Raw genomic sequence first — 12,610 nt, forward strand, 5'->3', positions numbered from 1 at the left:
CGGTGTCCATCGAGCGGTGAGGGTTGCGGAACATCTGATGCAGTCGACCGACGAACCGATCAGCGATCCCGGGTGGATCGACTATGCCGATTTCGGCGAGCGATTTGTCACGCACGCGGTGACGAAGGACCGGATCGAGGCCGCGGTGTCCGGGATGACCGGACGTGGCATGACCATCGGCCCGTTCTCCCTCGGCCCGGCCGGTCTCGCGGGTTTCGTCGCCGAGGGCAAGGTCGGCAAGCCGGAAGTGCTGCACAGCGGCCCGCACGTCACGTTCGAGGTCACCGTTCCGGTGTCGCTGACGCTGAAGGTAATGCTCGGCGGCAAGAAGTTGCGGCTGGAGGCGCGGGTCGAAATCGACCTCACCCTGCACGCACGCACCGCCGACCCGCTGCTGATCGTCATCGACATCCCGCCGATCACCCAGCGTGACGTCAGCTTCGTGCTGCGCGCCCAAGCGATGGACGCGGCGGGGGAGATGCTGCTCGATCCGATCGCGGGCCTGGTGCAGCGCGAGGTCGCCTCGCGGGTGAACGCCATGCTCGCCGACCCGCAGGCCCGGCGCAGCCGAGTCTTCGATGTCGAGGCCATCGTGAGCGGCACCAAGTCGACGCATCGGGAGCAGGCGGAGTTCGACTGGATCGGCTACGACGAATTCGGGCACCGGTTCTTCTCGCGCATCGTGACGCGCGAGCGCGTTTTCGATGTGGTCGAACGGATGGCGGGACGGCCGATCGAGATCGGCCCACTGAAGACCGGGCCCGGCAAATCGGCGACCGTCACCGTGCGGGGGAGTGTCCGAGTGCCGCAGCTGGACGATAAGACGGACACGCCACGATCTTTCGACCTGACGCTGCCGGTCAGCCTGGACATCACCGTGGACGTGCTGAAGGCCAACCGCTACCGCGCCGACGTCGAGGTGCCGCTGGTGTTGACCGCGCGCGCTGCCGACCCGTTGCTCGTTGTCATCGACGTGCCCCCACCCGACCCGGACGACATCCGGCTGGAGTTCAAGGCGCACGGTGTGCGTGCGGCGACCCTCGGTGCGCTCGCGGGCATCAAAAAGCAGGTGATCGCCCAGGTCGCGGGGGTCGTGAGCAAAGAGCTCGCGGACAGTTCGGGCCGGACGATCGACGTGGCCGCCCGCATCGGCTCGAGCTCCCCGGTCTCGCCGGGGACTACTGACCAGACCTAGGCGGGTTGGCGCCCGGGGGGTGAGTGGGCCCGTATCCGGCGAGTTGCCGCGTTCCCGCGATCAGATGTCTCGTCGGCATCCCGGTTGCTTATGTGACCAATGTGAAAGGATGTGTCCCGTGGGTCTAGCGGTTCCCATGTGAATATGGTGAAATAAGTACACGTTCGAGGCTCCCGGCGCGTGCTGAATGTATGGGGAAGGTGCGCCGGGCACGCTGCCATCCATGGTCGGGGTTGCGCGAAGGAGTCCTACGATGCGTTCCATTCCGGTATCCCGGCGTGCGCTATTCGGCTATGCCGCCGCGGCGGCCGCGATCGGCCTGACCGCCTCCGCGAAACCCGCCACCGCCGGTGCCGTCGGCACCTTGATCGATTACGCGGGCGGGGTGCCCTCGGCCGAATCGATCAGGGACGCCGGACATCTCGGCGTGATCCGGTACGTCTCCGACCGGCGCCCCGGCGCGGAATGGATGGCGGGCAAGCCGCTGCGCGCCAACGAGGTCGACGAGTTGCACGAGGCGAACCTGCAGATCGTGTCCTGCTACCAGTTCGGCAAGGGGCCCACCGCGGACTGGCGCGGCGGACTGGAGGCGGGCAAGAAGCACGCGCAGCGCGGGCTCGACCTGCACCTCGCCGCGGGCGGGCCCGAGGGCGTGCCGATCTACGCCGCCATCGACGACAACCCGACCGCGGCCGACTTCGCCACCATGATCGCGCCCTACCTGCTCGGCTGGCAGGAGGTGCTCGGCAAGGAGAACACCGGCATGTACGCCAACGCCCCGACTATCGAACTGGCCCGCGTCGCAGGCCTGGGTTCCTGGTACTGGCAACACAATTGGGGCTCCAACGGTGTCATCCACCCCGCCGCGCAGCTGCACCAGTTCGAGATCGACAAGCGCTCGCTCGACGGCATCGGCATCGACCTCAACCACGCGCTGGCCCCCGAATACGGGCAGTGGTGAGCCGAGCCTAGGTTTGCGAGTGGCTCAGCGGCGCTTCGCGCAGATCGGGTTCCTCGTCGGGAACTACTCGCAATGCCGGGCGGCTGTCCGGTGCCTCGTGGTCGCCGAGCCAGGAGAACAGTGACCAGCGGGACAGGCCGGAGAACGCCGAACCGAGGCTGGTGAACGAGAACGAGGAGATGGCCGACCCGAACGAGCCGACCGAACCGATCGACAGGATCGAGCCGACGCTGCCGATCGACAGGATCGAGTAGGCCGATCCGATGGACAGGATCGAGCCCTCGGATCGGAAGGACAGTATCGATCGATGCGAACGCCTGCTCCGAATGGAGCGGCCGGGCCGTATCGAATGTTCGATCGCCATAGTTAGCGGTCTACCACATTCGTCACCCATTCATCTGTCATCGCGGCGTTTCGCCGAGGTGATGTCGTAAAGACGACAAAGGCGGCGACCCCGCAGGGACGCCGCCTTTGGTCTGAAACCTATGCGACGGTGAAGAATCCGAGGGTCGGGAGGAACGAGCAGGTGCGCGGGTCGGCGTCGTCGGCCTTGGTGGTCAGCGAGCCGGAGATGACCGCGACGACCCGGCCGGAACCGGTGTCGGCGATCGCGGACAGGGTGGCCGGGCCGCCCGGGTTGATCTTGGCCTCGTCGGTGAGCGGCAGCAGGCCGCCCTGGCGGGTGTCCAGGTTCATCCACTGCACCGTCATCGGCGGATTCTGTACCTCCGTCGGCGCCTTGGTGCCGAGCGCGGTGAACACGAATCCGGCCTGACCTGCCTTCGGTCCGGGCGGCGGCAGCTGGGCCGGGCCGGATACCGCGAGCGCGGTGCCGATGGAGTCGGCGGTCGGGCCGATGCAGCCCTTGCCGATGGTCGGGTAGAGGAACTGCGCGATGACCGGCCCTTCCTGCGGCAGCTCGGGGCCACCGCCACCGCTGCCGTCCAGGAAGGTGATGATCCGTTCCAGCGTGGACTTGATCTGCGGCGGCAGGCTCAGCGTCGCGAGCAGCTTGCGGGCCTGATCGAGGATGGCCGACTGCGGGCCTGCCGCGACATCGGCGGGGCCGGCGATCGAGCCGACGATGGCGGGGGCCAGGGCGGCAAGGGCGTCGATCGGGACACCCTCCGGGACCATCGGCACGGTGTTCGGGGTCGCCGCAGGCGCGGGCGCGGGCGCCGCGACTGCAGTCGTCGGCGCGGCAAGCGTGGCGGTCGCCGCAATGGCGAGCGCCGACAATGCAATCCGCGATCCTCGGGTGCGAAGCACTGGTCTAGCCGTCCTTACCTCGGGTACATCTGGGCCGATGCTGAAAAGCCATCGTTTCGGGGGTCACTCTAGGGATTACGCGGCTATGTGTACAGCTGCGTCGCCCTACAGGTGTTGCGGACGATCAGTGTTATCAGACGGTAGCGCGCATCATGTGTTACTGGTGTGAAAGGTGATGCAAATGTTATCAGTGATTCGGGTGGTGACACGAGGGCGCGACGACCTGGATCGGCGCTGCGGTTAATCTAGTCGGGGCCACCCGTTCTTGTCGCCGAACACTCGCATCGCGGGTGTTCGGCCGACGCCCCCCACCCGAGTCGAAAGCCTGCGATTTGAACCGTCAACTCCGATGGGCTGTCTCGGTACTCGGTCTGTCCATTCTGTCCAGGCTGCTCTGGATGTTCTTGAACAAGAACGGTCTCAACGTCGTCGACCTCCACGTGTACGTGGACGGATCGGCGTCGCTGCTCACCGACAAGCTCTACGACTTCACCTACGCGGAGAAGACGCCGGACTTCCCGCTGCCGTTCACCTATCCACCGTTCGCCGCGCTGGTCTTCTTCCCGCTGCACTATCTGCCGTTCACGGCTGTCGCCGTCGGCTGGTTGCTGGCCACCGTTGCCGCGCTCTATGTCGTGGTGCGCATCGCGCTGGAGCTGATCCTCGGGGTGGAGCGGGCACACGAGCCGGGCTGGCAGGTCGCGACCGTCGGCTGGACCGCGCTCGGCATGTGGATGGAGCCGGTGCGGACCACGATCGACTACGGCCAGGTCAATGTCTTCCTGGTACTCGGCGCGATGATCGCGGTGCGCAGTTCGCGCTGGTGGCTGTCCGGCGGGCTGGTCGGCATCATCGCCGGGATCAAGCTGACCCCGGCGATCAGCGGTCTGTACTTCGTGGCGCAGCGGCGCTGGCTGACGGTGGTGTGGTCGGCGGCGGTGTTCGGCGGGACCGTCGGGATCAGCTTCTTGATCGCCCCGCATGAGGCGCGGCGGTATTTCGGCACCCTGCTCGGCGACGCCGACCGGATCGGTCCGGTCGGCTCGGTGTGGAACCAGTCGCTGCGCGGCGCGCTGAGCCGAATCCTCGGCTACGACGTGCAATCCGGGCCGTGGTGGCTGGCCGGGGTGCTGGTGGTCGCGGTGCTGGCGTTCTTCGCCTGGCGGGTGCTCGAGCCGGACGACCGGATGGGCACGCTGATCATGGTGCAGCTGTTCGGGCTGCTCGTCTCGCCGATTTCCTGGTCGCACCACTGGGTCTGGCTGCTGCCGACGGTGCTGTGGTTGCTCTACGGTCCGCTGCGGCGGGCGCCCGGCGCCAAGATCATCGCGGGCTACTGGCTGGTGAATACGCTGATCGGGATCCCGTGGGTGCTGTCGTTCTTCCAGGATTCGATCTGGACCATTCCCCGACCGGCCGTGCTGGCCTGGCTCGGCACGGTGGACGTGATCGGCTCGCTGGTGTTCTTCGTCTGGGTGATCCGATCCGGCCTGCGCCAGAAGTCGGACCCGGCGCAGGCGGCGCGCGTGGCCACCGAGGGCCAGGCGCGCACCGCCTAGTCGGTCAGCCGAGCTGAGCCGCCAGCTGGTCGATCTTGCGGGCGAGGTCGATGTCGAGCGCGGTGAGACCGCCGGAATCGTGGGTGGACAGCGCGAAGCTGACCTTGCGCCAGCGGATATCGATGTCGGGATGATGATTGGCGGCCTCGGCCGCCTCGGCGACCTGCCGGACGAGCTCGATGCCCGCGAGGAAGGTTGGCGCTTGGACGGTGCGGGACAGCACGTCGCCGTCCCTGGTCCAGTCCGGCAGGGTGGTCAGTGACTCGGTGAGTTCGGTTTCGGTCAGCAACGGGGCACTCATAACCCCGGTTCTACTCCTCCGCCGGGAGTGATGTCCGTCATTGCCGGATCAGTCGGGCGCGATCGGGTTCGAAGGCCTTGCCGGAGGGTCGGCAAGCTCAGGCGGCGCGCGCCTGCTTGAGCGCTTTTTTCAGGTCCTTGCCGCAGATGCCTGCGGCTTCACACTTCTTCATACGCATAATGACCACAGGGCATTTCACGCAGCGCGTCTTTTTCCGGCAGCACTTCTTCTTCGGTTTCAGCCGCGAAACCTGCTTAGCCTTGACCTTGCCCATGTCGGTTAGCATACCCTTAGTTGCGTGCCTGGCGCGGAGGGGTGACCCGAACACAGGTAGGGTGTATATGGCCGCAATGCCCGGTGAGTTTCGATTCTCCACCTGTTTGCAGGGGTCGGCCGGTACCTACACCTAACAGCAGGAGGATTCAGCGTGTCGTCTGCGCGCGATTTTCGCAACGTTGCCATCGTGGCCCACGTCGACCACGGTAAGACGACGCTGGTCGACGCCATGCTCCGCCAATCCGGCGCCTTCGCCGAGCGAGCCGAGCTCGTCGATCGGGTGATGGACTCCGGCGACCTGGAGCGCGAGAAGGGCATCACCATTCTCGCCAAGAACACCGCGGTGCATAAGCACCACGCGGATGGTTCCGTCACCGTCATCAACGTGATCGATACACCAGGCCACGCCGACTTCGGTGGTGAGGTCGAACGCGGCCTCTCCATGGTCGACGGTGTCGTGCTGCTGGTCGACGCCTCCGAGGGCCCGCTGCCGCAGACCCGGTTCGTGCTGCGTAAGGCACTCGCCGCCTCGCTGCCGGTGATCCTGGTGGTTAACAAGACCGACCGGCCCGACGCCAGGATCGAGGAGGTCGTCGAGGAAAGCCACGACCTGCTGCTCGACCTGGCCTCCGATCTGGACGACTCCGCCGCCGAGGCCGCCGAGCTCGCGCTCGACCTGCCGGTGCTCTACGCCTCGGGCCGCGCGGGCAAGGCGTCCAGGGAGCGTCCGGAAAACGGACACGAGCCGGACGCGGAGAACCTGGACGCACTGTTCGAGGTGCTCCTCAACAACATCCCGGCGCCCAAGGGCGATCCGGCCGGACCGCTGCAGGCGCACGTCACCAACCTCGACGCCTCCGCGTTCCTCGGCCGTCTCGCGCTGGTCCGCATCTACAGCGGCGAGCTGCGCAAGGGCGCGAACGTCGCGTGGATGCACGGCGACGGCGTCAAGCAGGTGAAGATCACCGAGCTGCTGCAGACCATCGGCGTCGAGCGCCAGCCGGGCGAGGTCGCCGTGGCCGGTGACATCGTCGCCATCGCGGGCATTCCGGAGATCATGATCGGCGACACCCTCGCGGACCTCGAGAACCCGGTCGCGCTGCCGCGGATCAGCGTCGACGAGCCCGCCATCTCGGTGACCATCGGCACCAACACCTCGCCGCTGGTCGGCCGGGTGCAGGGGCACAAGCTCACCGCCCGCATGGTGAAGTCTCGCCTCGATCAGGAACTGGTCGGCAACGTCTCGCTGCGCGTGCTCGACATCGGCCGCCCGGACGCCTGGGAGGTGCAGGGCCGTGGTGAGCTCGCGCTGGCCATCCTGGTCGAGCAGATGCGCCGCGAAGGCTTCGAGCTGACCGTCGGCAAGCCGCAGGTGGTCACCAAGCAGGTGGACGGCAAGGTGCACGAGCCCTACGAAGAGCTGACCGTCGACTGCCCCGACGAGTACCTCGGTGCGGTCACCCAGTTGCTGGCCGCCCGCAAGGGCAAGATGGTGCAGATGACCAACCACAGCGCCGGCTGGGTGCGGATGGAGTTCATCGTTCCGTCGCGCGGTCTGATCGGTTTCCGCACCGATTTCCTCACCGACACCCGCGGCACCGGCATCGCCAACGCCGTCTCGCACGGCTACGCGCCGTGGGCGGGCGAGATCCGGGCCAGGCACACCGGTGCACTGGTCTCCGACCGGGCGGGTTCGGTGACCCCGTTCGCGATGATCCAGCTCGCCGATCGCGGTCAGTTCTTCGTCGAACCGGGCGCGGACACCTACGAGGGCATGGTTGTCGGCATCAACCCGCGCGCCGAGGATCTCGACATCAACGTGACGCGTGAGAAGAAGCTGACCAACATGCGCAGCGCGACCGCCGACGTGTTCGAGACGCTGGCCAAGCCGCTGCAGCTCGACCTGGAAGCCGCGATGGAGTTCTGCGCCGACGACGAGTGCGTCGAGGTCACGCCCGAGGTCGTCCGGGTGCGCAAGGTCATCCTCGGCGCCACCGAGCGTGGTCGCGAACTGTCCCGCCGCAAGGCACGGGACCGCGCCGCCCTCTGATCGTTTCGACCGCAACGGGATTCCGGCGTTCGCGCTGGAATCCCGTTTGCTATCGAAATTCATGTCGCCGCAGGCCGGGGTTCGAATTACCGGGGATTTCGGGCGTCGGCTCGGGTGAATAGTGCATGAATGCAGATGTGCGCCGGATTCCCGCACTAATCAGGCGGGGCGGCGTCGGTGGCGAATGTTGCTGATAGGCAAGCGTTCTGGTCAAAGCGCGGACACCGATCCGAACGCCGAGAGGCCTTTTAGACGGGAATGCCGACCGGTTGCCCGAGTGTTCCGTTCACGCAATTGACGAGCGTCGTCTCGGCGCGCTTTGCGGCGCTGCCACCCCCTCAGTATGGGCAGGATTCCGTCAGGTGGGTGCGGTAGAGTCCGCAACCGTGAAAGTGGGCGCAGGGAATGGCATGGAGCGGCCGACGTTGTCGCCCTCGGCGGTGCTGCCGTCGTCGGTCGACGCGGTAGCGTGCGCAGCGTGAGCCCGCGGTCGAATCGGCGTGCTACCTGGCGGGTGCTCGGCTTGATCGTTGCGGCGTCGTTGACGGTGTTCGCCGGGTGTACGGCGAATCCGCCGCCGCCGATCGAGACCACCGACAGCCCGAAGACCTTGCCCGCCAAGCCGGGCAAGAGCACCGTGGTCGTCGCGATCGACACCATCGGCATCGGCTTCAATCCGCATCTGCGCGCGGACCAGTCGCCGGCTACCGCCGCGTTGAGTTCGATGGTGCTGCCGAGCCCGTTCCGGCCGGTGCCGAGCTCGGTGGCGCCCGGCGCCACCGACTGGGTGGCGGACACCTCCCTGATCGCCACGGCCGACACCACCGCGCCCGAGGCCGCCACCCCACAGGATCCGTTCACCATTACCTACACGCTGCGCAACGAGGCGAACTGGTCCGACGGTGCGCCGATCGCCGCCGAGGACTTCCAATTCCTCTGGCAGCAGATGATTTCGCAGCCGGGAGTGGTCGACTCGGCCGGTTACCGGTTGATCACCGACATCGGCTCCGCGGGGGGCGGCAAGGTCGTGACCGTGAAGATGCGCGAACCCTTCCCCGCGTGGCGCCAGATGTTCACCAACCTGCTGCCCTCCCACTTGATGAAGGATTCGCCCGGCGGGTTCCAGGACGGCTGGGTGAAGAGCATCCGGGTGTCCGGCGCACAATTCGCGATCAAGAACATCGACCGTGGTCGCGAGGAAATCCTGCTCGAGCGCAATGCCCGCTTCTGGGGCACGCCCGCCGCACCGGACGAGATCCAGTTGCGGCGCGGTGGCACTCCCGCGGAGTTGGCGGAGTCGTTGCGCACCAACGATGCCCAGATGACGCTGGTGCACGGTGGTGTCGCGACGCAGGCGCAGTTGGCCGCCATTCCGTCGGTGCGCACCGCGATCATGCCGCAGTCACGGGTGCTGCAGCTTGCGCTCAACGGCCGGAGCGGGCCGGTGAGCGATATCCGAGTCCGCCGCGCGGTGCTCGCGCTGCTCGATCCCGCGCTGCTGGCGACGGTCGGCGCGCAGACCGGCGGCTGGGTGGAACCGGCTCGCGCGCAGATACTTTCGCCGTCCGATCCCGGCTACGCGCCGACCTCGCCACCCCGGCCACCCGCCGAGGAGTCCTTCGCGTTGCTCGCCGAGGCGGGGTATGGCCGTGCGCCGGAACCGCCGCCGGTCAACTCGCCGACCTCGCCCGCGCCGACACCGCGGCCGGTCGCGAAAAACGGTAAATCCCTGACGATTCGGATCGGCGCGGTGGAGGGCGACGCCACCGCCATCGCGGTCGCCAATACCGCCGCCGACCAATTGCGCAGTGCCGGAATCGATGCCACGGTTCGTAGTGTTTCCGCGGATCAGCTCTATGGGCGCGAGCTCATCGAGGGCACGATCGACGCGATCGTCGGCTGGGAGCGGGCGGGCTCCGACCCGGCCACCGTGCTCGCCTCCCGATACGGTTGCCCGCCACCGGAACCCGGCGCGGGCGCCACCGGTGCCGCGCAGCCGAGTTCGGATCCGGCGCGCCGCGCACCCGCCAACCTGTCCGGGGTGTGCGACTCCACGCTGCAGGGGCCGATCGATGAGGCGTTGCGCGGCGTCGACACGGGCCGAGTGCTCGCCGAGGCCGAGCCGAAGCTGTGGGAGCTGGCCACGGTGTTGCCGATCGTGCAGGACAACGTGGTCGCCGCCGCGGGTCCCCGGGTGGACGGTGCGTCGCTCAGCGGCAGCATCCAGGTCGGTATCTTCGGCGACGCCGGACAGTGGCGAAAGATCCAATGACCGGCGGCATACTGCTGGTGCACGCCCACCCGGACGATGAATCCATCACCACCGGCGGCACCATCGCGCACTACCGCCGCCGCGGTGTGCCGGTGACCGTGGTGACCTGCACGCTCGGTGAGGAAGGCGAGGTCATCGGCGACGAGTGGGCCCAGCTCACCGCCGACCGTGCCGATCAACTCGGTGGCTATCGCATTCTCGAACTGACCAGGGCATTGCAGGCTCTCGATGCCGCGCCCCCGCGCTTCCTCGGCGGCGCGGGCCATTGGCGCGACTCCGGCATGGCGGGCACCCCGGCGGCGGAGAAACCGCGGGTGTTCGCGCGGTCCGGCGATGCGGCGGTCGACGCGTTGACCGAGGTGATCCTTGAACTGCGGCCGCGCGTGCTGATCAGCTATGACCCGAATGGCGGCTACGGCCACCCCGACCACCTTCGAGCACACCAGATCGCCACGGCCGCAGTACCTTCCGCCGCCGAGCGGGGCTGGGACACGCCGAAGTTCTACTGGACCGTCACCGACGCCGACACGCTGCGCCAGCACACGACGGCGCTGGCCAAGCGCACGGTCGACGGGCTGCCAGGCCGGTTGCCGCAGGGCTGGCGGTTGCCCGCCGAGGGCGAACTCGCGAGCGTGCCGAGCCACACGGTGACCACCACCATCGACGTGTCCGACGCCCTCGTCGCCAAACGCGCCGCTTTGCGCGCCCATGCCACCCAGCTCACGCTGGCGCCGTCCGGGCGCGAATTCGCGCTGTCGAACAATGTTGCTCAGCCGGTACTGCCGGAGGAGTGTTTCGTCCTTGTGCGCGGTCGGAGGGGACCGGTCGGTTCGGATGGCCGCGAACATGATCTTCTCGCGGGCCTCGATTGACGAACTTCTATCGATCGGGCGGCTAGCCTTCCGTAGTTCCTGTCGCATTCCGGCGTATTCTTCGAATGTGCCCTGAGCTGCGGATATTCGTAGCTTGAGGGTTGCTGTTCCATCGAAAACTTTCGCCGGGTACCGTTCCCGTGATCTCGAATACATCGATGTGGAGGCGAAGCGGTTCATGACGGCGGTCGGCGACAAGGCTCACCTCAGCCTCGAGGACGAGGGCTATCACAAGAGTCTCAAACCGCGGCAATTGCAGATGATCGCCATCGGCGGCGCCATCGGCACCGGACTGTTCCTCGGTGCGGGCGGCAGGCTCGCCAACGCGGGACCGGGTCTGTTCCTGGTCTACGGCGTCTGTGGGTTCTTCGCTTTCCTCATCCTGCGCGCGCTCGGTGAACTCGTGCTGCACCGGCCGTCGTCCGGGTCGTTCGTGTCCTACGCGCGCGAATTCTTCGGCGAGAAGGCCGCGTTCGTCGCCGGGTGGATGTACTTCCTCAACTGGTCGATGACCGGCATCGCCGACACCACCGCGATCGCCCAGTACTTCCACTACTGGTCCGGGTTCAGCAGCATCCCGCAGTGGCTGCTCGCGCTCATCGCGCTGGTACTGGTGCTCAGCATCAACCTGATCTCGGTGAAGTGGTTCGGCGAGATGGAGTTCTGGGCCGCGCTGGTGAAGGTGTTCGCGCTGAGCGCCTTCCTGATCGTCGGCACCATCTTCCTGATCGGCCGATTCACCGTGCAGGGCAACCCGACCGGGCCGAGCGTGATCGCCGACAGCGGCGGGCTGTTCCCGACCGGTGTGCTTCCGCTGGTCGTCGTGGTCTCCGGCGTCGTGTTCGCGTACGCCGCGGTCGAATTGGTCGGCACGGCGGCGGGCGAGACGGAGAATCCGGCCAAGATCATGCCGCGCGCGATCAACTCGGTGATCGCCCGCATCGCGATCTTCTACGTCGGTTCGCTGGTGCTGCTCGGCCTGCTGCTGCCGTACACGGCGTACACCGCCAAGGAGAGCCCGTTCGTCACCTTCTTCACCATGCTCGGGGTGCCCGGCATCGGCAGCGTGATGAACCTCGTTGTGCTCACCGCCGCGTTCTCCAGCCTCAATGCCGGGCTGTACTCGACCGGGCGCATCCTGCGTTCCATGTCGATGAACGGCAGCGCGCCGAAGTTCACCGGCGTGATGGGGCGCAATGGCGTTCCGTACGGCGGCATCCTGCTGACCAGCCTGATCGCACTGGTCGGCATCGCGCTCAACGGCGTGGTGCCGGACCGGGCCTTCGAGATCGTGCTGAACCTCGCCTCGCTCGGCATCGTCGCCTCCTGGGCCACCATCGTGCTGTGCCAGCTGCAGCTGTGGCGCTGGTCCAAACAGGGCAAGGCGGAGCGGCCGTCGTTCCGGATGTTCGGCGCGCCCTATACCGGACTGCTCACGCTGGTGTTCTTGTTCTTCGTGGTGGTGCTGACCGGCTTCGACTATCCGGTGGGCACCTGGACCGTCGCCTCGCTGGTGCTGATCATTCCGATGCTCATCGTCGGCTGGCTGGTGGCCCGCAAGCGGGTGCTGTCCATCGCCGAGGAGCGGATGGGCTACACCGGCGAGTTCCCGGTGGTCGCCAACATCCCGGTCGACGGCGAGAAGTGATCATGCGGCGCCCGGTCGCCGTAGCGGCGGAATAGACTCGCTGCCATGTACAACTGGTCGGTCCAGGACGCGATCGCCGCGTTCGTGGAGAGCATGAAGCCGAACTGGCAGGCGCAACACGACCTGTACCTGTCGGTGCTGTACGGGTTCGTCGACATGCAGAGTCACCTGCTGACCCTGCTCGGCTTTCCCCCGGTGCCGTGAGGG

General features: G+C 67.1%; 12 protein-coding genes. 8 read left to right on the top strand and 4 right to left on the bottom strand.

The features are described 5' to 3' along the window. Positions 1-37 precede the first annotated feature (37 nt). Both ACIA8C_RS02645 and ACIA8C_RS02650 read left to right on the top strand, forming a co-directional pair. The gene (locus ACIA8C_RS02645; RefSeq protein WP_397130492.1) at positions 38-1,195 is read left to right on the top strand and encodes a hypothetical protein; all 1,158 of its coding nucleotides are present in this window, start codon (positions 38-40) and stop codon (positions 1,193-1,195) included. Between the two features lie 253 nt (positions 1,196-1,448). Next, positions 1,449-2,156: a DUF1906 domain-containing protein gene (locus ACIA8C_RS02650; RefSeq protein WP_397130493.1), complete on the top strand. Its 708-nt coding sequence runs from the start codon at positions 1,449-1,451 to the stop codon at positions 2,154-2,156. Positions 2,157-2,163: 7 nt separating this feature from the next. Here the strand turns inward: ACIA8C_RS02650 and ACIA8C_RS02655 are convergent, their stop codons facing one another. Together ACIA8C_RS02655 and ACIA8C_RS02660 are read right to left on the bottom strand one after the other, a co-directional pair. Beyond that, positions 2,164-2,520, bottom strand: a complete 357-nt coding sequence (locus tag ACIA8C_RS02655; RefSeq protein ID WP_397130494.1) for a hypothetical protein — start codon at positions 2,518-2,520, stop codon at positions 2,164-2,166. Positions 2,521-2,639: 119 nt separating this feature from the next. Then, positions 2,640-3,425 (bottom strand): hypothetical protein, encoded by a 786-nt coding sequence (locus tag ACIA8C_RS02660; RefSeq protein WP_397130495.1) that lies wholly within the window; start codon positions 3,423-3,425, stop codon positions 2,640-2,642. Positions 3,426-3,757: 332 nt separating this feature from the next. Here ACIA8C_RS02660 and ACIA8C_RS02665 point away from each other — a divergent pair, with 332 nt between their 5' ends. Beyond that, the gene (locus ACIA8C_RS02665) at positions 3,758-4,984 is read left to right on the top strand and encodes a mannosyltransferase (protein WP_397130496.1); all 1,227 of its coding nucleotides are present in this window, start codon (positions 3,758-3,760) and stop codon (positions 4,982-4,984) included. 4 nt (positions 4,985-4,988) lie between these two features. On the opposite strand, the gene ACIA8C_RS02670 is transcribed toward ACIA8C_RS02665, so the two are convergent. Continuing rightward, positions 4,989-5,285, bottom strand: coding sequence for a 4a-hydroxytetrahydrobiopterin dehydratase (locus tag ACIA8C_RS02670; RefSeq protein ID WP_397130497.1), 297 nt, complete (start codon positions 5,283-5,285; stop codon positions 4,989-4,991). 97 nt (positions 5,286-5,382) lie between these two features. Next, the gene (locus tag ACIA8C_RS02675) at positions 5,383-5,559 is read right to left on the bottom strand and encodes a hypothetical protein (RefSeq protein WP_191093947.1); all 177 of its coding nucleotides are present in this window, start codon (positions 5,557-5,559) and stop codon (positions 5,383-5,385) included. 153 nt (positions 5,560-5,712) lie between these two features. Here ACIA8C_RS02675 and typA point away from each other — a divergent pair, with 153 nt between their 5' ends. From typA to ACIA8C_RS02700, 5 genes are all read left to right on the top strand, one after another. Next, the gene (typA, locus tag ACIA8C_RS02680) at positions 5,713-7,611 is read left to right on the top strand and encodes a translational GTPase TypA (RefSeq protein ID WP_397130498.1); all 1,899 of its coding nucleotides are present in this window, start codon (positions 5,713-5,715) and stop codon (positions 7,609-7,611) included. A gap of 478 nt (positions 7,612-8,089) precedes the next feature. Further along, positions 8,090-9,883, top strand: coding sequence for an ABC transporter family substrate-binding protein (locus ACIA8C_RS02685; RefSeq protein WP_397130499.1), 1,794 nt, complete (start codon positions 8,090-8,092; stop codon positions 9,881-9,883). Further along, positions 9,880-10,755: an N-acetyl-1-D-myo-inositol-2-amino-2-deoxy-alpha-D-glucopyranoside deacetylase gene (gene mshB, locus ACIA8C_RS02690; protein ID WP_397130500.1), complete on the top strand. Its 876-nt coding sequence runs from the start codon at positions 9,880-9,882 to the stop codon at positions 10,753-10,755. Before ACIA8C_RS02685 ends, mshB begins: the two co-directional genes overlap by 4 nt. A 178-nt stretch (positions 10,756-10,933) precedes the next feature. Beyond that, entirely contained in the window at positions 10,934-12,403 is a 1,470-nt protein-coding gene (locus tag ACIA8C_RS02695; protein WP_397130743.1) for an amino acid permease, read from the top strand. A gap of 45 nt (positions 12,404-12,448) precedes the next feature. Next, positions 12,449-12,607 (top strand): hypothetical protein, encoded by a 159-nt coding sequence (locus ACIA8C_RS02700; RefSeq protein WP_396994051.1) that lies wholly within the window; start codon positions 12,449-12,451, stop codon positions 12,605-12,607. Positions 12,608-12,610: the final 3 nt, after the last annotated feature.

This window comes from Nocardia sp. NPDC051321 (genome assembly GCF_044455225.1).
GTDB lineage: Bacteria > Actinomycetota > Actinomycetes > Mycobacteriales > Mycobacteriaceae > Nocardia.

Coding starts and splice junctions, on each gene's coding strand:
- ACIA8C_RS02650 (WP_397130493.1), top strand. CDS start 1,449: ATGCGTTCCATTCCGGTATCCCGGCGTGCGCTATTCGGCTATGCCGCC.
- ACIA8C_RS02675 (WP_191093947.1), bottom strand. CDS start 5,559: ATGGGCAAGGTCAAGGCTAAGCAGGTTTCGCGGCTGAAACCGAAGAAG.
- ACIA8C_RS02645 (WP_397130492.1), top strand. CDS start 38: ATGCAGTCGACCGACGAACCGATCAGCGATCCCGGGTGGATCGACTAT.
- ACIA8C_RS02655 (WP_397130494.1), bottom strand. CDS start 2,520: ATGGCGATCGAACATTCGATACGGCCCGGCCGCTCCATTCGGAGCAGG.
- mshB (WP_397130500.1), top strand. CDS start 9,880: ATGACCGGCGGCATACTGCTGGTGCACGCCCACCCGGACGATGAATCC.
- ACIA8C_RS02700 (WP_396994051.1), top strand. CDS start 12,449: ATGTACAACTGGTCGGTCCAGGACGCGATCGCCGCGTTCGTGGAGAGC.
- ACIA8C_RS02670 (WP_397130497.1), bottom strand. CDS start 5,285: ATGAGTGCCCCGTTGCTGACCGAAACCGAACTCACCGAGTCACTGACC.
- ACIA8C_RS02695 (WP_397130743.1), top strand. CDS start 10,934: ATGACGGCGGTCGGCGACAAGGCTCACCTCAGCCTCGAGGACGAGGGC.